The 19110-nt window shown below is 67.2% G+C and carries 17 protein-coding genes; 7 read left to right on the top strand and 10 right to left on the bottom strand.

Annotated features, from left to right (window positions below):
- The first annotated feature begins 25 nt into the window (after nucleotides 1-25).
- A complete protein-coding gene (locus tag ACZ5KP_RS02430) occupies nucleotides 26-472 on the top strand; it encodes a DUF302 domain-containing protein (RefSeq protein ID WP_460919537.1) in 447 nt (148 codons plus the stop codon).
- A 34-nt stretch (nucleotides 473-506) separates the two neighbouring features.
- Here the strand turns inward: ACZ5KP_RS02430 and ACZ5KP_RS02425 are convergent, their stop codons facing one another.
- Entirely contained in the window at nucleotides 507-1379 is an 873-nt protein-coding gene (locus ACZ5KP_RS02425; protein WP_460919535.1) for a CPBP family intramembrane glutamic endopeptidase, read from the bottom strand.
- Between the two features lies 1 nt (nucleotide 1380).
- Nucleotides 1381-3735 (bottom strand): ATP-dependent protease LonB, encoded by a 2355-nt coding sequence (gene lonB / locus ACZ5KP_RS02420; RefSeq protein ID WP_460919533.1) that lies wholly within the window; start codon nucleotides 3733-3735, stop codon nucleotides 1381-1383.
- Between the two features lie 167 nt (nucleotides 3736-3902).
- Here lonB and ACZ5KP_RS02415 point away from each other — a divergent pair, with 167 nt between their 5' ends.
- Complete coding sequence (locus ACZ5KP_RS02415; protein WP_460919531.1) at nucleotides 3903-4421, top strand: nicotinamide-nucleotide adenylyltransferase; 519 nt, start codon at nucleotides 3903-3905, stop codon at nucleotides 4419-4421.
- Nucleotides 4422-4453: 32 nt separating this feature from the next.
- Nucleotides 4454-5326: an SAM hydrolase/SAM-dependent halogenase family protein gene (locus tag ACZ5KP_RS02410; protein WP_460919529.1), complete on the top strand. Its 873-nt coding sequence runs from the start codon at nucleotides 4454-4456 to the stop codon at nucleotides 5324-5326.
- On the opposite strand, the gene ACZ5KP_RS02405 is transcribed toward ACZ5KP_RS02410, so the two are convergent.
- Both ACZ5KP_RS02405 and thsA read right to left on the bottom strand, forming a co-directional pair.
- A complete protein-coding gene (locus ACZ5KP_RS02405; protein WP_460919527.1) occupies nucleotides 5323-6306 on the bottom strand; it encodes a halocyanin domain-containing protein in 984 nt (327 codons plus the stop codon). The genes ACZ5KP_RS02410 and ACZ5KP_RS02405 overlap by 4 nt on opposite strands.
- Nucleotides 6307-6537: 231 nt before the next feature.
- Nucleotides 6538-8079 (bottom strand): thermosome subunit alpha, encoded by a 1542-nt coding sequence (thsA, locus tag ACZ5KP_RS02400; RefSeq protein ID WP_460921108.1) that lies wholly within the window; start codon nucleotides 8077-8079, stop codon nucleotides 6538-6540.
- A gap of 306 nt (nucleotides 8080-8385) precedes the next feature.
- On the opposite strand from thsA, the gene ACZ5KP_RS02395 reads away from it, so the two are divergent.
- On the top strand, nucleotides 8386-9474 hold the full coding sequence (locus ACZ5KP_RS02395) for a DUF373 family protein (RefSeq protein ID WP_460919525.1): 1089 nt from the start codon (nucleotides 8386-8388) through the stop codon (nucleotides 9472-9474).
- A gap of 111 nt (nucleotides 9475-9585) precedes the next feature.
- Here the strand turns inward: ACZ5KP_RS02395 and ACZ5KP_RS02390 are convergent, their stop codons facing one another.
- From ACZ5KP_RS02390 to ACZ5KP_RS02375, 4 genes are all read right to left on the bottom strand, one after another.
- Entirely contained in the window at nucleotides 9586-10428 is an 843-nt protein-coding gene (locus ACZ5KP_RS02390) for a polyprenyl synthetase family protein (RefSeq protein WP_460919523.1), read from the bottom strand.
- Nucleotides 10429-10604: 176 nt separating this feature from the next.
- Nucleotides 10605-11939, bottom strand: coding sequence for a chemotaxis protein CheC (locus ACZ5KP_RS02385; protein WP_460919521.1), 1335 nt, complete (start codon nucleotides 11937-11939; stop codon nucleotides 10605-10607).
- Nucleotides 11940-11941: 2 nt separating this feature from the next.
- Nucleotides 11942-12304 carry a chemotaxis protein CheY gene (cheY, locus tag ACZ5KP_RS02380; protein WP_460919519.1) on the bottom strand — a complete coding sequence of 121 codons (363 nt, stop codon included), beginning with the start codon at nucleotides 12302-12304 and terminating at the stop codon, nucleotides 11942-11944.
- A gap of 205 nt (nucleotides 12305-12509) precedes the next feature.
- On the bottom strand, nucleotides 12510-13964 hold the full coding sequence (locus ACZ5KP_RS02375; protein WP_460919517.1) for a FlaD/FlaE family flagellar protein: 1455 nt from the start codon (nucleotides 13962-13964) through the stop codon (nucleotides 12510-12512).
- Between the two features lie 380 nt (nucleotides 13965-14344).
- Between ACZ5KP_RS02375 and ACZ5KP_RS02370 the strand changes: the two genes are divergently transcribed.
- Complete coding sequence (locus ACZ5KP_RS02370; protein WP_460919515.1) at nucleotides 14345-15259, top strand: CheF family chemotaxis protein; 915 nt, start codon at nucleotides 14345-14347, stop codon at nucleotides 15257-15259.
- 101 nt (nucleotides 15260-15360) lie between these two features.
- Here ACZ5KP_RS02370 and ACZ5KP_RS02365 read toward each other — a convergent pair whose 3' ends face one another.
- Both ACZ5KP_RS02365 and ACZ5KP_RS02360 read right to left on the bottom strand, forming a co-directional pair.
- Nucleotides 15361-16245, bottom strand: a complete 885-nt coding sequence (locus ACZ5KP_RS02365; RefSeq protein WP_460919513.1) for a CheF family chemotaxis protein — start codon at nucleotides 16243-16245, stop codon at nucleotides 15361-15363.
- A 148-nt stretch (nucleotides 16246-16393) separates the two neighbouring features.
- Complete coding sequence (locus ACZ5KP_RS02360) at nucleotides 16394-16753, bottom strand: DUF5802 family protein (RefSeq protein ID WP_460919511.1); 360 nt, start codon at nucleotides 16751-16753, stop codon at nucleotides 16394-16396.
- Nucleotides 16754-17167: 414 nt separating this feature from the next.
- Between ACZ5KP_RS02360 and ACZ5KP_RS02355 the strand changes: the two genes are divergently transcribed.
- On the top strand, nucleotides 17168-18205 hold the full coding sequence (locus tag ACZ5KP_RS02355) for a hypothetical protein (RefSeq protein WP_460919509.1): 1038 nt from the start codon (nucleotides 17168-17170) through the stop codon (nucleotides 18203-18205).
- Nucleotides 18206-18312: 107 nt separating this feature from the next.
- The gene (locus ACZ5KP_RS02350) at nucleotides 18313-18978 is read left to right on the top strand and encodes an ArsR/SmtB family transcription factor (RefSeq protein ID WP_460919507.1); all 666 of its coding nucleotides are present in this window, start codon (nucleotides 18313-18315) and stop codon (nucleotides 18976-18978) included.
- Nucleotides 18979-19110 lie beyond the last annotated feature (132 nt).

The following is a 19110-nucleotide window of genomic DNA, read 5'->3' as shown; positions in this document are numbered from 1 at the left end:
CATCGACCGCGCCAAAAGCACCAATATGCCACTCCCGATCGACCCCACGCAGATCGACCCCGAGGACTACGGCGAACACCAGACGACACTCGCAATGCCCCACGACGAGGCGATCGAGCACGTTCGCGAGGTCTGTCTCGACGTCGGCTTCGGCATCCCCGTCGAGTTCTCGCCGTCGGAGCTGCTCAACGAGAAGGTCGACGCCGACCGCGATCCCTACTACGTCCTCGGCGCGTGCAACCCCGCCGTCGCCGATCGGGTCCTCGACGTGACCCCGAAGCTGGGCGGCCTCTTCCCCTGTAACGTGGTGATCTGGGAGGAGGAACCGGGCGTCCAGCGAGTCTACCACGTCTCCATCATGCGGATCGCCCGACTGGTCGGGATCGCGCCCGACGACGAGGAGATGCAGGCCGTCGTCGACCAGACTGGCGACCTCGTCGCGGAGACGTTCGACCGGCTCGAGGACGCCTGAGTCGAGACTTCGCTTCGTCGACGGCCCCGTCGACTCAGAATCGGCCGTCGACGTCGATCGCGAGCCACTCCTTGAGCAGGAACTCTACCGCGTTGACGACGTAGTGGGCTATCACGACGAGCAGGAGGCTGTTCGTCAGGACGAACGCCACGCCGAGCGCCCCACCGAGCAGTCCGGTCACGGCGATCCCGCCCTTGCCCTGGAGCCCGTGGCCGAGCGCGAACGCGACCGTCGCCGGAACAACGAACAGCCAGGGCGACGCGCCGATCGCCGTCGCGGCCACGCCGATCAGTACGGCACGGAAGAGCAGCTCCTCGAACCCCGCGACGAGCGGCAGGATGACGCCCAGCAGGACGAGCCAGCCAACGGCCGACTCCGGCGCGAGCGCGCTCCGGAGGTTCTCGCTGTACTCGACGCCGATCCGATCGAGTGAGGCGGCGAGTCCGACGTTCGTCGCGGCGAGTGCCAGCCCGGATCCGAGGCCACCCAGCACGGCGAGATATCCGGTGCTCAACGTGGTCCCGGCGACGCCGAGCGCGGCGGCGGGGATTCCAGTCAGCGCAGCAGCGCCCAGCAGGAGGACGCCGAGCCCCCCGTGGGTCAGCGCGACGTTGGCGAGCAGCGCCGTCGTCGGGATGGACTCGACGCCGCCCGTAGTGCCCGTCGTGAGACGATCTGAAGCGGGATCGGTGACCGCCTCCGGGTCGCGGTCGCTCCCGAAACGCCCGTCTGGAGAATCGGCGTTGCGCTCGACAGTTCCGGAATCCGCTGGCGGTGGGGCACGCTGGGAACCGTCCCCGGATGATTCTCGGCGCCCGCCGAGCGCACCGCTCGTGATCCAGGCGAGTCCGAGAACGAGAAACAGTACGAGCCCGGCGACGGCCCCGAAGGCCGTCCAGTCGGGCACGTTACTGCGGGCTCGGCGATCCGCTGCCGATCTGTTGATCCAGCGTGCTGCCTGTGATCGACTTGAGGCGCTCGACCAGACCGTCCTTCTCGGTCTCACCGATCAGCGCCACGTCGAGAACCTCACTGATGTGCGAGACGGGAATGATCTCGATCATGTCCTCGTACTCGTCCTCGATCATCACGTCCTGCTCGTTGGCCTTCGGGATGATCACGCGATCCATGCCGGCCTTCGCGGCGGCCTCGATCTTGTGCGTGACGCCGCCGACGGGGAGCACGTCGCCCCGGACCGACAGCGAGCCGGTCATCGCGAGCGACTGGTCGATCGGGACGTTCTCCAGCGCGGAGATCACCGCCGTCGCGACGGTGATCGACGCGGAGTCGCCGTCGACGCCCTGGCGACCGGCCTGGACGAACTGGATGTGAACGTCCTTCTCCGAGAGGTCCTCGTCGGAGAACTTCTTGATGATCGCGGAGACGTTCTGGACGGCCTCCTGGGCCATCTCCTTGAGCTGGCCCGTCGCGATCGTCTCGCCCGCTCCGTGTGCGGGCGTGACCTCGGCCATGACGGGGAGGACGATCCCCGAGTCGCCGCCCATGACCGCGAGGCCGTTGACGCGGCCGACGACCGAGCCCTCGGAGACGCTGAGCTCGTAGTCCTTCCGGCGCTGGATGAACTCGTCGGCGAGCTGTTGCTCGATCGACCGAGAGCGCTTCTTGGCACGAAGCACGTGCTCGCGGCTCACCACGTCGGCGTCCTCGGCGCGGGCGATATCGCCCGCCACGCGAATGAGCCCGCCGACGTTCCGCAGCTTCAGCGTCAGGTGATCCTTCCGGCCCGACCGCCGCTTGGCCTCGAGGATGACCTCCTCGGCGGCCTCGCGAGTGTAGTGTGGAAGGCGGCCGTCCTTCTCGACCTCCTGGGCGATGAAGCGGGCGTACTTCCGGCGCATCTCGGGCGTGTCGTCGATGGTGTCCTCGAAGTACACCTCGTAGCCGTATCCCTTGATGCGGGAGCGCAGCGCGGGGTGCATGTTCTCCATCGCGTCCATGTTCCCGGCCGCGACCATGACGAAGTCCGTCGGGACGGGCTCGGTCTGGACCATCGCACCCGAGGAGCGCTCGGACTGGCCCGTGATCGCGAACTCGCCCTCCTGGATCGCCGTCATCAGCTTCTGCTGGGTCCGGATGTCGAGCGTGTTGATCTCGTCGACGAACAGGACGCCCTTGTTCGCCTTGTGGATCGACCCAGGCTCGACGCGGTCGTGGCTGGGCGTCTCCATCCCGCCGGACTGGAACGGGTCGTGGCGGACGTCGCCCAGCAGCGCGCCGGCGTGGGCGCCGGTCGCGTCCTCGAACGGCGCGACCGTCTGGTCGGCGTTGTTGACGATCATGTTCGGGATGTTCGCGTCCGACCCCCGCTGCATGTAGCGGAAGACGAAGTAGACCGCGATGGCCGCGATCAGCCCGAGGAGGATGTTCGTCGGCGTCAGGATGGTGTACCCGAGGATGATCGCGACGATGATCAGCATCAGGAACATCCGCATCTGGTTGCGCTTGTTGGCCTCCTCCTTGTGGGCCTCTATGATCTGATCGCCCTTCCCCGCCGGGACCGTCCGGACCTTCGGCTCGTTGCCGTCGTCGGGGTTGTGGTAGACGAGGACGTCCTGGAGCTCCTCCTTGGGGAGCAGCTGACTCATCGCCTTGGCCAGCATGGACTTCCCGGTACCGGGCGGCCCGATCATCATCACGTGGCGGCGCTGCTTGGCCGCCTTGATGACGATGTCGCGGGCGTCGTCCTGCCCGATCACCTGATCGACCAGGCGGTCGGGAATCGGGATATCCTCGGTCGAGTCGATGTCGAGGCCACCGAGCAGGTCGTCGTCGGTCTCCGGGTCGTAGTCCTCGTCGATGAGTTCTTCCTGAACGTCCTCGCCGAGCACGTCGCCGTCGGCTTCGGAGAGCTGTTCGGGCCCTTCCTCCTGCGGGAAGGCAGCACCTTCCCCGTGGTCGGTGCTGTCGTCGTCCCCGAACCGCTCGTCCCAGGACTGACCGTCCGAGTCTCCAGTTCCGTCGCTGGGGCCGTCGGACGCGGTCTGCTCGTCATCGTTCGTCTCCTCGTGGGGTGCTGTCGGACGGCGAGCGTCGCCGTCGCTTCCCGCGGGGCCGCCGCTCTCGCCGTCGCGGGAGCCGTCTCCTGATCGACGGGCGTCGTTCCCGTCGTCACTCGGAGCGTCGGCCTCGTCGGCGCGGTGCTCGTCACCACCTCCGTCGGGTGCGTCGGGCGGGGGTGCGTCGCCCTCGCCGCCGGCCCCGGAATCGGAGGGCTCGTCGTCGGGTTCCGTATCCTTGCTCATAGACCGTTGTCGCTAGATCGGGAGAGGGTAGCGCGACTGATATACTTTCTCCCCCGATGTACCGCTCGTGACCGAACGCTATCGACAGGAAGAGGTGCTCTACCGGCAATATCGGTGAATCGGCCCCACTCGCCATACTTATAAATGAAGCGTACAGACGGGGACACATGTCCCGGGGATTCTACGTGGGTCGGTTCCAGCCCCTCCACGAGGGCCACGAAGCCGTACTCCGCGAGATCGCCACCGAGCGCGACGAACTCGTCGTCGGGATCGGCAGCGCCGACAAGTCACACAGCGTCGACAACCCGTTCACCGCCGGCGAACGCCACGTGATGCTCACGCGAACGCTCGACGAACTCGACGTCGACGCGTACGTCGTTCCGATCGTCGACGTCGATCGGAACGCGCTCTGGACGAGTCACGTGGAGAGTCTCTGTCCGCCCTTCGACGTCGTCTACTCCAACAATCCGCTCGTGACGCGGCTGTTCGAAGAGGTGGGCGTCGAGGTCCGTGAGCTGCCGATGTTCAACCGGCAGGAGTACGAGGGCACCGGTATCCGCGAGCGGATGCTCTCCGGCGATCCCTGGGAACACCTCGTTCCCGATTCCGTCGTCGACGCGATCGAGGAGGTCGACGGCGTCGGCCGGCTGCAGGAAGTCGCCTCCGACGACGGTGCGGAGGCGTAGCTACCTGATAGCTGAACTCACTCACTGCACCGATGCTCACGCTCGCCTCCGACTTCGGCTCGCCGTATCCGGCGGCGATGCGCGCTGCGATCCGCCAGCACTGCGACGCCGAGATCCTCGACGTCGCGCACGACTTCCCGCGACAGGACGTGCGGACCGCGGCCTTCTGGCTGCGCGAGGTGTTGCCGTACGCGCCGCCCGCAGTTCACTGCGCCGTCGTCGATCCGGGCGTCGGCTCCGACCGCTCGGCGATCGCCGTTCGGGTCGGCGAGCACGCGCTGGTCGCGCCGGACAACGGGCTGGCACTCCCGGCCGCCCGGGGACTGCTGGATCCGCCACCCGTCGCCGGCAGTGGGCTGCGCGGCGTGGCTGGCCGAAATTCGGCGACAGACGCTGGCACCGTCGAACCGGGCGGGCCAGGCGAGTCGCCGGTGATCGAGGTGTTCGAGATCCTCGTCGACGACGCGGCGAGTTCGACGTTCCACGGCCGGGACGTGTTCGCGCCCGCTGCGGCGCTGATCCACGAACGCGGCGTCGACCAGATGGAGACGTGCCCGTTCCTCGAACCGACGGAGTCGTTCGTCGATCTCCGGTTTCCTGACCCAGTGATCGGCGGCGACGCTGGGGGTACCGGGAGTGAGGCGGAACGGATCGGGGGCGAGGTGCTCGTCGTCGACGGCTTCGGCAACGCCATCACGAACGTGCCGGGGGACGTGCTCGCCGGCCGCGATCGCGTCGATATCGATGGCAGGACCTGGCCCGTCGCGGACCACTACGCGGCAGAAAGCGTCGGCGACGGCCTGGTCACGGTCGGCAGTCACGGCAACGTGGAACTCGCCGTCAACCGTGGCCGTGGTGCCGATCGCTTCGGGGTCGCCGTCGGTGATTCGATTACCCTTCGCTAGGGGTGGCTGTGGCCGACGCGATCCTCCTCGTCGTCGCCGCTGGCGAGCTCCTTGCCCAGCAGCGCCAGCGCGAACAGGATCGGCACGAGGAACACGCCAGTCACCGCGGCGAAGGTGCTGGAGCCGATGGCTCCGTCGCCGCCTGCGCCACTTCCCCCGCCGCCCGCGCCGCTCCCGCTGCCCACGACGACAGCACCCTTCATGCCAGCTCCCTGGTGGGGTTCGCAGACGTAGCGGGCGACCCCTGCCTCCTCGAACGTCTGCTCGAAGGTCGTGCCCGCTTCCGGCGTGGCGTCGCCCGAGCGGAACGCGCCGTCGACTTCTGAGACGTTGTGCGGGCCGCCGTTGCCGGTCCACTCCCAGGTGACCGTCGTTCCGGGATCGACGTGGATCGCAGCGGGGCCGAAGGCCAGCCCGTTGCCGGCGCCGACGTCGACGGTTACGGCGTCCTCACCGCGGAGGTCCGCGACGCCGTCGTAGTTGTTCGCGCCCGCGAGGAACTCCTCGACCTGCGCCGCCGGATCGACGCCCCCACCGCCGCCACCGACGACGACTGCACCCTTCATGCCCGCTCCCTGGTGGGGCTCGCAGACGTACCGGAACTCTCCGGCTTCCTCGAACGTTCGCTCGTAAGTCGTGCCCGCTTCCGGCGTGGTGTCGCCCGACCTGAACGAACCGTCGACGGCGGAGACGTTGTGTGGGCCGCCGTTACCGGTCCACTCCCACGTCACCGTCGTCCCCGGGTCCACGCGGATCGCCGCCGGACCGAACGCGAGGCCGTTACCGGCGCCGACGTCGACGGTCACCTGCTCCTGGCCGGTGAAGTCCTGAATCCCGTCGTAGTTGTTCGCGCCCGAGAGCCACGACTCGAGATCGTCGGACTGGGCCGTCGCTGCACCGGGAACAGCGGCAGCGGCCGCCAGCCCCGCGCCCGCTGCAAGTACCGCACGGCGGTCCATGGAAGGATCGACCTGTGACATTACAGGTGGAGGTTCCGGCTACACCCAAGAAAGGGGGTCGTCGATCCCCATTTGCGGGGAATCGGCCCAAACATGTTCGGGTACGTGTGGAGCAATCGCTCACGATTCGGGGTCGCCGACTCGACGGTCTGGCCACGTAGACCGTCGGTTCACGTCGAATTACTGTCGCGAGAACGGAAGTATCGTCGCCGAACAGGTTCGGAACGGGAGCTGAACCGCTCCTGGCGACGGTTACTCGGCGGAGATGACGTCGTCGATGCGGACGATCATCGTCGAGGCTTCGGTCGCGCTCTCGACGGCCTCCTGCTTGACCGTCGCGGGGTCGAGGACGCCGTGCTCGACGGGATCGCCGACCTCGGCCTCGCGGTCCTCGGCGATCAGACCCGCTCGACCCTTGGACTCGTGACGTGCGCGCAGGTCGACGAGCGTGTCGATCGGGTCAGCGCCGGCGTTCTCGGCGAGCGTTCGCGGGATCGCGTCCATCGCGTCGGCGAAGGCGTCGACGGCGAGCTGCTTGCGCCCCTCGACGCTGGCGGACTCCTCGCGCACGCGGTCGGCGATCGCGATCTCGGTCGCACCGGCACCGGGAACGACCTCGCCGGTCTCGGCGGCCGCGGTGACGACGTCCAGCGCGTCCTCGATGGCACGCTCGACCTCGTCGACGACGTGCTCGGTGCCACCCCGGCAGAAGATGGTGACGGCCTTGGCTGCCGCGCCACCTTCGACGAAGGCCAGGTCGTCGTCCTCGTAGGACTCCGTGCGGACGGTTTCGACGTGACCGAGGTCGGACTCCTCGAGGTCGTCGAGGTCACCGACGCGCGTCGCGCCGGTGGCGTTGGCGACCGCGGTTGCGTCGGAGCCGCCGAGGCTCTCGAAGGCGAGGATGCCCGCGCGGCCCAGCTGGGCGGCGACGCGGTCGTCGATGTCCTCCGTCGTGAACACGACGTCCACGCCAGCGTTCTGCAGCGTCTCGACGTGTCGCTTGAGCTCGCCCTCCTCGGCCTCCATCGCCGCGGTGAGCTGATCGACGCTCTCGACGGTGTACTCCGCGTCGACGTCGCCGCTCCGGACGCCGAGCTCGACGTCGAGCACGGCGACGCTGGCGTCCTCGACGGTCTTTGGCATCTGCGGGTTGGCGGCCTCCTCGTCGAGGACGATGCCCTCGACGAGCTCCGTCGCTGCGGAGGAGGCGCCGGCCTGCGTGTGGACCGTGATGTTCTCTCGTGCGACGTCCTCGCCGTCGCGGACCTGGGTGACGGCGTCGACGACGACCTCGGCGAGGGACTCGGCGGTGACCCCGCCCGTGCCCTTGCCCGTCATGGAGGACTCCGCGACGGTGCGGAGGACCTCCTCGTCGACGGCCGCGTCGATCGCGATGTCCTCGATGGCTTCCGCGGCGATCTCGGCGGCGCGGTGGTAGCCCTCGACGATCGTCGTCGGGTGGACGTCGTCGTCGAAGAGGTCCTCGGCCTGCGCGAGCAGGCGCCCGGTCAGGATCGCGGCGGTCGTCGTACCGTCGCCGACCTCCTCCTGCTGGGTCTGGGAGACCTCGACGATCATGTCCGCCGCGGGGTGCTCGATGTCCATCTCCTCGAGGATGGTGGCCCCGTCGTTCGTGATGACGACGTCGCCGTCGCTGACGAGCATCTTGTCCATGCCGCGCGGGCCCAGTGTCGTCCGGACGGCCTCGGCGATGGCCTTCCCCGCGGAGATGTTGGCCTGGCGGGCGTCCCGGCCACTCGTTCGAGAACTGTCCTCGTTGAGCACGAACATGGGCTGTCCGCCCATGCGTCGCTGCTGTGATTCGGACATTGTAGTCGATAGGACCTACTTAGCAATTCTATATAAATCTTTCTCGTTCGGTAGACGATAGTGGGTCCCTGCCGCGATCGAGCTCCGGTCAGTGGACGCCTACAAGAGTATCGAAACGGCCGACAGCGTGACGCGGCTCACAGCAGTGGCCAATCCCACAGTGCAACGTCGATCGAGACGTTCCCGTGAGGCTTCCGTTGGCGATCGGTACGACGGCTCTCGAAGCCTCCGGAACTGTTGTATGGGGCGACGAACAACTGCCGAGCAATGCTGCTGGTCCTCTGCGTCGACCTCGACGACGACATCGGCCGGAAGACCGGCATCGAGACGCCGGTCGTCGGGCGCGATGGCGTCGAGGAGGCCGCCGTGGCGCTCGCGACGGCCGATCCCGAGGACTCCGACGTGAACGTCCTGTTCAAGGGCGTCAACGTCGCGACGGAGGTCACCGACGAGACCGTCGTCGTGGCGGCCGTCGCCGGCGAGAACGGCGACGACGTCCGGGCGAATCGCCGGGTCGGCGAGGAGGTCGACGAGATCCTCGCGGGCCTGGAGACCGGCGAGGAGGTGCGGGCGCTCGTCGTCACCGACGGCGCACAGGACGAGAGCGTCATGCCGGTGATCCGCTCGCGTATCTCCGTCGACGGCGTCCGGCGCGTCGTCGTTCGCCAGGCCCAGGACCTCGAGTCGATGTACTACACGATCAAGCAGGTGCTCGACGATCCGGAGACGCGCGGGACGCTCCTCGTTCCGCTGGGAATCCTGCTGATGATCTATCCGCTGGCAGTCATCGCGAGCTACTTCGACATGCCGGGCGTGGTTCTGGGCCTGACGTCGGGACTCATCGGCCTCTATCTCCTGGGTCGCGGACTCGGGTTGGGGTCGACGCTCGACAGGACCGTCGATCGCCTTCGCAACGGGCTCTACGACGGGCGCGTGACGATCGTGACCACGCTCGTCGCGGCGGTCATCCTCCTCGTCGGCGGGATCAACGGCCTCGACCAGCTCGAATCAGTACGTGCAGACGCGAACACGGCACTGGGCGCTATCGAGGTCGGTGCCGCGATCCTCTACGGCGCGATCGGCTGGTTCGCTGCCGCCGGACTCACCACGAGCTTCGGGCAGATCACCGACGAGTATCTCGCCGGCACCCTCGAGTGGCGCTATCTGAACGCTCCGTTCTACGTCGGTGCGATCGCACTCGTGCTCTACGCCGCCAGCGGCTACGTCCTCGGCGAGGTGGAACTCTCGGCGCTCGCGGTCGCGCTCGCTGGCGCCTTCCTCCTCGGCGTCTCGAGTACGCTCGCCTTCGCGATCGCGGAGTCCCGGTTCCCACGCGACGCCGATCCAACGTCCTGAGAGCATACAGCGTCCTGAGAGCATACAGCGTCCCGAGAGGATACAGCGTCACGATAGGATACAGCGTCACGAGGAGACCCCTCCGCGCGGCGCCGCGATCGCGACGAACCGCTATCGCTCTCTCACGACGACGAACTCCGCGAGATCCCGCAGATACCCTTCCGCGGTGTCGTTCGCGAGCTCGAGGCGGTCGAGCGCGGCGAGCGCGCGGTCGGCCTCCTCGCGTGCTCTCGCGTTCGCGGCGTCGGGGTCGAGGTCCGTGACGTGGACGACGGACGGCCGATCCATCGCGGCGTCCTGGCCGGTCGGTTTGCCCAGGTCGTCGGCCTCCGCGGTCGCGTCCAGCACGTCGTCCCGGATCTGGAACGCCACACCGACGCGCTCGGCGTACTCGCCGAAGGCGTCGATCGTCTCCTGGTCCGCTTCGGCTGCGATAGCACCCAGTTCGGCAGCCGCCCGGAACAGTGCGCCCGTCTTCCGGCGCGCGAGTTCGAGGTACTCGGCTTCTCCGTCGGGGATCGCCTGCAGCTCCGTCGCTTCGCCTTCGCCGAGTTCGACCATCGCGGCAGTGACGACCGAGGTCGCCTGTCCGTCGGCGGCGAAGAGGTGGAACGCCTCGCCGAGCAGCCCGTCGCTTGCGACGATTGCCGGGCCGTGTCCGAACGCGAGCCACGCGCTATCCGTGCCGCGGCGAACCTCCGAGCGATCGATGATGTCGTCGATGACCAGCGAGGCGTTGTGGACGAGTTCGACGCCGACGCCGAAGTCGACGGCGTCCTCTGGCTCGCCGCCGGCCGCCTCGCAGGCGAGGATCGTCACCATCGGACGGACCCGCTTTCCGCCGGCGAGGGCGACGTGTTCCATCTCGGCGGAGAGCTCCGCCGGATCCACCGATTCGACGACCTCGGTGAGGCGGTCTTCCACCAGTGATCGACGACGCTGGAGGAACTCCATCTACCGGACGTTCGGACAATTCAGCCAAGAGGGTGTCGAAAGCGGTCCGTGGGCGGTCCGGGGGCTCCGTGCTGATCCGGCGAGTTCACGCAGCACTCGGCAGTGGGGGTACCCGTCAGTCGGATCGGCCGATCGATCCTGAACGAACGACCAGGAGTCCTGGCTCGCCGATGGGCTCACCGGAGATCGTCGTATGCGGCGGGTTCGAGTTCGTCGGGATCGGTGGCTGCGGCGCGCGCTTCGGTCATCGTCATCTCGCCGAGGACTTCCTGGAAGGAGCGCTCGTCCGGAATGGCGTAGAGGTCGCAGTTGATCTCCCGGCCCGCGGCGCGAACGGTCGCGTCGAGGAGGAAGGCGTGCTCCTGGCTGGCGTCGAGACGGTCGACGAGCGAGGAGAGCGTCGCGGCGGCCGTGTCTTCGACGAGCTCCGGTGGGTCGTGCTGGATCTTCCGGTCGAGCGCGTTCGCCCAGCCGTCGATGAACCCGCTGGTCATGATATTCCCGATCTCCTCGATCGCCGATCGGTGCTGATCGGTGAGACCGTCCTCCTCGGATTCGATCGGGAGCAGTGCGTCTCCGACGGTGATCGCCGAGTGCAGATCGAAGAGGATCACGATGAATCCTCCGGGAGCTGCCTGGAGCGTCGCAACCGAGCCGATCCGCGGCTCGTCGGCAGCCTGTCGCGACACGTCGTCGATCGGGACGAACGTCGTCCGTCCGACTTCCACGTCGATCTGGATCCCCGTCATGCCGCTAATCTTGTCGGCTGCCCGGCCCGCTCCCCGTTTGGTCATCTCGGTAAACGCCGAGAGCTTCTCGATCGAGATCGGGAACTCCTGGTCGGGCACGGCTTCGCCGACGACGGCTGCGAAGGAGCTCCGCTCGGGGAACATGTAGATGTGAAAGTCGATGTCGGCGTCGGGATCTGTGTCGTCGGCTGCGGCTGGAGTACCGTCCGTTCCAGCCACCCCAGCCCCGGCTCCTGGGGCGCCCGCTCCCACTCCTGGCGTCTGAAGCTGGCTCGTGAACGTGAGCGCGGTTCGGCGTTCGTCCCAGGTCGGGACGCTGCCGGGGATGACGTCCGCAGCCGCGCCCGCGATGTACGTCGGCGGACCGAGCTGCAGGCGCGTGCCGAAGTGGTTCGCCCAGGCGTCGACGAATCCGCCGACCATGATGTTCGAGACCTCGCTGACGGTGCTCCGATCGAGCGTCGCGTCGACGTCGTCCCAGTGCTGGGGTACGATCCGTTCGAGGAGCCGTCCTGCGCTCTCCCTGTCGAACACCAGCACGATCGAGCCCTCCATGCCGCCCTCGAATCCGATCTCGACGCCGACGAACGTCGCGCCGTCGTCGAAGCGATCGGCGATGTCACCGACCGGAACGAGGTCGGCGCTCGTGGCACCGACCGTCGTCTCGGTGTCGCTGAGCTGGGCGAGCGAGCTGGCCGCGCTGCTGGCCCCGCGGTTCGCGAGCTCGTTGAACGTGCCGAGCGTCTTGAGGTCGACGCGCATGATCAGGCGTTGACGGCGTCGTCTATCGCCTCGAGGACGTTGGGTTTCTGGAAGGGCTTGGTGATGTAGCCGTCCGCGCCGGCCTTGATCGCCTCTTTCATCATCTCCTCCTGCTCGACGGACGTGCACATGATGACGCTCGTGCCTGGGGCCTCCTCCTTGATCTCGGCCGTCGCGTCGATGCCGTCACGGATCGGCATCGCGATGTCCATCATGACCACGTTCGGCTGTGACTCCTTGTAGCGCTCGACCGCCTCGACGCCGTTCTCGGCTTCGCCGACGATCTGGTGTTCTTCATCGAGAATTTCCCGCAGGAGGTTTCGCATGAAGTCCGAATCGTCGACGATCAACACGTTCTCTGCCATCGGTTACCGGTCCTTTCGCGGACCGGGTGATAAGGGTATCCGCCCCGTTATCACGCGCTAAAATCTCGGCGGGCAATCGAGACCGCTCCGCGGAGCTGGGTGAGTGTGGAGCGGGTGCGCCAGGGAGTGAGTCAGTCGTGAGGGACGACCGGACAGCTGCGTCTCAAAACGAGGAAGCCGGCCAGTGAGGCAGCGGAGCGACCCGTCAGCGCTGCAGCCAGCGGTTGTCGCCGTCGTCCCACGACGCGAGGACGTTCTCCTGGACGTCGCCGGTGATCCGGGCCACGTACCGGAGGCTCGTGGTGTGGTGGTCCATGGTCAGCGCGCCGGCGTCCTCGGCGTCGTTCCCGGCGCCGCCTTCGGGGTGGCCGTCGACGAACTCCCGGAGCTGGTCGGCGGCGCGGTGGCCGACCCAGCCGACGTTCTCGTAGTAGGTGATCGCGCGGTGGGCGCCCGACGGGCTGCTCTCGGTCACGAGGAACTCGACCCACTCCATGACGAGGAGGTCCGAGACGTACCCGGAGGGGAGCTGTCGGAGGTACGGCTTCTCGCCACCGGCCCCAGCGACGGGCTGGCGAGCACCGTCCCGTGGCGGCGTCTGCGGGCTCGGTTGGGCTGCGGGCTGTGGGGCGGGCTGCTGGGCGACGGCGTCGTCAGGGTCGGCGGCCTGCTGATCGGCCTCGTCGAAGAGCCCGTCGACGCGCCCGTCGTCGACCGTCTCCTCGTCGTCCTCGGATCCGGCCTCCGCTTCGTCGTCGAGGTCGGAGCCATCCTCCTCGAGCGTTTCGTCCTCCGTCTCGGCAGCGTCGGCGTCGTCCTCCTCGTCTTCTTCGCTCCACTCGGCGCCGTCCTCGTACTCCTCGCGGAGTTCGTCGAAGCTCTTTGCTCCGCCCTCTTCGTCAGTCGGTGCGTCGTCGCTCTGTGCCATGGGTTCCTCGGATGCTTCCGCATCGGCCTCCGCCTGGTCCTCCTCGTCAGCTTCCGCGTCGATCTCTTCCTCGTCCTCGAAGTCGTCGTCGAAGAACTCCTCGGCGTCGGCGTCGGTGACGTCCGGGTCGAGGTCCTCGGCCTCTTCTTCGTCATCGTCGTCCTGGTCGAAGAGCCCGAGCGACGATCCGTCGGCCCCAGCGAACCCGCCGCCACCGTCCTCGTCGACGAACGGGTTGACGCCCTTGGTCACCATCTTGTAGATGTCCAGCAGCTTGCGAACGTTCTCCTCGATGTCGTCGACGGACTCGCTGATCTGTTCGTTCTCGGTCCTGACCGTCGAGACGGTCGAGGAGATGCTCGAGACCTCGTCCTCCAGCTCGTCCATACGAGACTCGAGCTCTCGGACCTGCGCGCCACCACCGCCACCGCCTTCCTCGTCCATGCCCCCCACGTCGAACTCGTCGAACGCGTCGTCGCCACCGTCGTCGTCGAATGCGAACTCGTCACCGCCGTCGTCGCCCGCGATACCACCGTCGCCCGCAGTCTCGGGCTCGTCGAACATCCCGCTCCCACCGTCGCCCGGGGGCTGCTCGGTCGACTCCGGTGGCTCGTCGTCACCGAGGATCCAGTCGGTGACGCCGAGCAAACCGAGCGCCGCGAGCGAGCCGACGGCGAGCGTCGGGCTCGCAATCGCGACTTCACCGATCGGTGCGGGATCGAGCGCCAGCATTGTACTCTAAAGCGGGCCGATTATCACTTCAATATTTCGGCTGTTTTTCCGACATTCAGTTGCTCTCTCGCCGGATTCCGGAACGATATACGCGATCAGTGCCCTCCTCGATCACCAAATCGACTCCTCGCAGTCCTGCGATTTCATCCGTTCTCGCCCTCGAACTCGGCGATCGTTCCGGCAAGCGATCGCCCGGTTCGAATCGGCCGAAATTATCTGCAGAGATAATTCTGCTCGCCGACAGATCGCGATCGGGCCTCTCGGCAGTCCGAGCGACAGAAACGCCGATCCGGCATCGGGCGCCGGGCTGGCCGGGGGACGGCGCGGCGATGGTGCCGGAACTGATATGTGACGCCGTGTCGAATCCGCAACGAACGTCGATGTCCGGATCCGTGGTCGCGGACTTCGTCGCCGAGGCGCTGTACGACGGTGCCGCCGGTGACGAGCCGTTGCAAGCCAGAGTGCTCCTCTCGGAGGATCAGCTCGTGCTCGCGAGCGACAGCGGCCGGACCGTCGTCGACCTCGACGACGTGTTCGACGTCGTCGTGAGCAAGATTCCGGAGGATCTGGGCAGCTTCTTCGACCAGTCCGTACTCGTCGCGTACGCGGACGGTGCCGACCGACGGACAGCGCTGATCCGGGGCGAACACGATCGCATCGATCGGTTCGCGCTGTTCCTCTACAAGGCGATCCTCCGTGGACATCCGGGCGAGATTCGACATCCAGCTCGTGAGGGCGGGCGCGTCCTCGATACGGGGCTCGAATCGGTGGCCGTCGTTCCGAAGGACGACTCGCTTCGGTTCCGGGGCCAGGAAACCGACCTGACGATTTCGCTCGACGACGTCGTGGGGGTCGAGTATCGCCGGGACGGCGAGGACGGTGGCCGACCGCTCCTGGCGGTGACTCACCGGGACGGAGACGCCGTCGTCACGACGGAGATCTACCACGACGCGTCGAATCGACTGAACGTCCTCGCACGGATCCTCCGATCCGAGTTCTATCGAGCGGACGAGGTCCTCGAGGACGTTGAACTGGGCGAGATCGAGAAACGGGCGCTCGTCGCTCTCTACGCGGGCGTCCCGGTCGAATCGCTGCCGCGAGTGCTCGCAGAATCCGACCGCGCCGTCGGTGCCGACCGGCGAGCCAGTGAGGCGGATCCAGAGCAGTCGATCGACGCCGAGGCGATACTCGAGAAGCTCGCTGGCGAGGGGCTCGTCGCCGACGTCGATACCGGGAGTCTCTCACACGACGGTGCGCTGGTCGCAATCCACCGTATCGACGACGTGGAGTCCTGAGGTCCAGCTCCCGACGCTCGGAACGCTCCTTCGCTTACCCCTCCGACAGTCTACGCATTCCGAAGCACCACCGCGCCCGATCAACCGGGTCGCTGTCCGGCTCACTCGTCGCTCATCGCGCCGCCAGCGATCTTGCGTCCGCGTGCGGTGAGTTCGACTTCGCGCCGCATGCGGACTTCGTTGAGCGCGTCGAGGTCGACGAGGCGCTCGTAGATCTCCTCGACGCGGTCGACCTTCATGTCGACGAACTCCGGGATTTCGAACGGGGAGACGCCGGAATGCAGCGCCATCAACACCTGCTTCTCGTCGACGGTGAGATCGACGCCGATCGCAGAGCGGGCTTCGCCCTCGCGGAGCAGCGATTCGAGGAATCGGACCTGCCGTGCGGTGCCAGAGAGGTACGTCTGGACGCTCGTCCCGTCCGGTTTCGAGTGCTCGACCTTCAGCACGCGTCGCTCTTCCGCGTCGAGATTGCCGACGGAGAGCGTCTGTTCGGCGGCCGTCAGCTCGGAAATGTCGTCGAGTTCGACTTCGGCGAGCGTCCCGTTGGTCAGGGCGACGTTGAGGACGTCCGACTCGGTCTTGAGCTGGGCGGTGTGCCACTCCGTTCCCTGGAGGACGCCTCCTTCGACGGCGGGGTGACGAGCGAAGACGCGTTCGTGGTCGAGGAGTGCGCTGTAGAGCTTCTCCTCGAGTTGCTCGGGATCGGCTGCAGTGGTGACGAGGAGCACCTGATCGCCCACGCGGACGCTCGTGTAGTGTGGAACCCTGGTGATCGCCTGATTGACGTCGTGTCGGCCGCCGAACTCGTCGACGTCCTCGAGCTGGATCGTCCGCGTCCCCTCGTTGCCCGCGAGCACGAGTCGCTCGCTCGAGAGGAGGATGCGGCCCTCGATCCAGTTCGCGTCGTCGATGGTCCGGCCGTCCTTGACGACCTGGAGAAATCGGCCGGTTCCATCCAGCAAGATGCGCTCAGTTCGACTCATGCAGCCGCTCGCTCGGAAGGTTGATCCACTGCGATAATAGCGCTTGCGGCAGTGGCCGGCCACACACCCCACCACCGGCCCGCCGCGGCGGTCCGTCAGATCCCACAGTGGATCGGTGTGTCAGGATACGACAACTGCGTGCCAGCAGCTACGTCACCGACGAGCCGTCGCCGCGGCCGGTAATCCGAAGTAGCTGTTTCGCCCGATCGCGCTTCGCGAGGAGCACTTCCGTCAGCGCCGGCGGGTTCTCGATCCGCGTCTCGTCGACGACGGACTCGGGGAGCAACAGTGTGTCCCGTGGCACGCCGTCCTCGCCGTGTACGGGCACGTGTTGCTCGTGAATCTTCATGACCAGCGGCGCGTCGAGGCGTTCGAGCCCCTCGCCGGTCGCGTAGAGGTCGCGATTGACCTGCTCGTGCTGGTCACGGTCGATCACTGCTGCGCTGGCGTCGGTCGGCTGTACGTACAGCCGGCCGAGGTAGTAGCCGCTCGAGAACTCCTCGAACATGTGGTCCAACTGTGTGAAAGAATCACATACACATGAACGTGTCCGCCAAGGTTTATGTAGTATCTCAATGCCATGGACGTGGATTCGGTGCTCGCCGAGTTTCTCCCGGTCGCGTGACTCGCCTCCGTCCCCGTTCTCCTCTCTCCGCTCTCCCTTCTCCGTCTCCGTTCTCCTCCTCCGCCCCCGCTCTCCCCTTTCCGCACCAGCTCAGCGCCGCGACCTTCTCCCGCCTGCTCTGCTCGGCTTCTCTTCTCTTCGTCGAGGGCCTCACGCGAAGTCCCGGTCGTCACCTGCCGAAACCGGTGCAGATTCGTTCGTGAACGCTCTCCGGACCGTAGCGGCGCGCGTTAGTCTCTCGTGAACGATCGGAACGAACGCAGCTATTTTTCTTGGTCGGGCCACAGTATCGGATACATGCGAACTCGCGTCGCCCTCGTCCTCTGTCTCCTGGCGGTGGCCTCACTCGCGGTTGCACTGCCCGTCGTCGCCCAGGACGACGCCACGAGCGACGGAAACGACAGCGTCGAGAACGTCACCCTCGGACAGTCGATCTCCGGCTTCATGCAGTCGACCGAAGCCAACGCGGAGGGCGACGTCGAGCAAGGCGTCTACGAGGCCAAGTACGCGGCTGCGAACGAGAGCGAGCAGGCCGCGCTCGTCGAGGCACAGACGCAAGATCTCGCCGATCGGCTCGCCGCCGTCGAGGAGCGCGTCGCGGAGCTCCAGGCCCAGCGCGACGGGATGAATCCGACCGCCTACCGGGCCCAGATGAGCGCCGCTGCCGCCCGGCTCCAGGCGATCGAGACGAGTGCGAACGTGACCGAGGCAGACGCCGTCGCCTCCGGAGTGAACACGACGCAGCTGGAGAGGCTCCGGGAGAACGCCAGCGAACTCTCCGGCCAGGAAGTCGCTGCGATCGCACGCAGCCTCGCGGGCGCTTCCTCACAGAATCCTGGCAACGGACCGCCGGAGAACCCGGGCAACGGAAACGGTCAGGGACCACCCAACGGCACCCCCGGCGATTCGGGAAACGGTCCCCCTGACGGTCCTGGTGCCGGAGCGGGCAACGGAACTGCTGGCAACGGGAACGGGACGGGTCCCGGGAACGGCGCCGGTAACGCTGGCGGAGCGGGGAACGGCGCCGGTAACGGAAACGGCGCAGGCAACGGGAACGGAGCGGGAGACGGTGCGGGGAACGGCAACGGTGCAGGTAATGGAAACAGCGCTGGCAACGGGAGTGGAGCAGGGGACGGCGCTGGCAACGGGAACGGTGGAGAAAATGGCGCTGGCAACGGCAACGGCGCCCCTACGAACGGGACGGGCGGCGCATCGTCTGGCCCGGGACAGGGGCCGAACGGTGGCGGTCAAGGGCCGGGAAACGCTGAGAGCTCCGGTGGCCCCGGGAACGGCGTGGTCGGAGCGATCGTCGCCTCGGTCGCGGTCCCCGTTTGAACGTCGCACCGGACCGATCGCCTCCCGCGGTTCAGACGGCCGTTTCGACGCCCGCTCTCACTCCGTGCAGACACCCTTTTGCCGTCAGGGTCGTAAGCTACGCGTAGATGGACTCCGCCGCGCTGCTGGACCTGCTGGGCAACGAGAATCGGCGCCGGATCCTCCGCCTGCTCGCCCGCAAGCCCTGCTACGTGACGGAGATCAGCGAGTATCTCGGCGTCAGTCCGAAAGCCGTCATCGACCACCTCCGGAAGCTCGAGGACGCCGGGCTCGTCGAGAGCCGCATGGACGAGCGGCGCCGGAAGTACTTCCACATCTCGCGGAACCTTAGGCTGGAGGTCAACGTCTCTCCCTACGAGTTCGGCGCCAAGAGCGCCTATCCCGCGAGCCGTAGCTTCGACATCACGGCCTGGCGGTATCTCACAGTCGACGTCTCCCTCGACGAGGACGGCCACGCTCCAGGCGAACTCGCGACGGAACTCAGCCAGCTGCAGGCCCTCGAGAACGAACTGTCGATGGCCCAGCGCTGGGTCCAGGGCCGCATCACCGAGACCGTCGAGGAGCTGTGCGACGCGGTCGACGGCGACGCCGACGGCGACGGCCGGCTGCACGCAGATCTGCTCGTGCGACTCGCCGACGGCCCCATGGACACGACCGAGCTATCGGAGGCCGTCGACGCCCCTCCGGCCGTCGTCGAGGACGGGCTCGTCGCGCTCGCAGAGCAGGGGATCGTCGACCGCGACGAGGACGGCTGGTATCTCCGCGAGGACTGAGAATTTTCGACGGGTTCGTCTGCGCGCACGCACCTCTTGTCGGCTTCCGGTAGGAACCGTACCTCCCATAGGGACTCTACCTCGTGGAGGGAGCGCGGCGGCGCGCGATTCACGACCGTCGACACTGCTACG

It is taken from the genome of Salinarchaeum chitinilyticum, from assembly GCF_055390775.1.
This window is presented reverse-complemented; position numbering and strand designations above follow the sequence as displayed.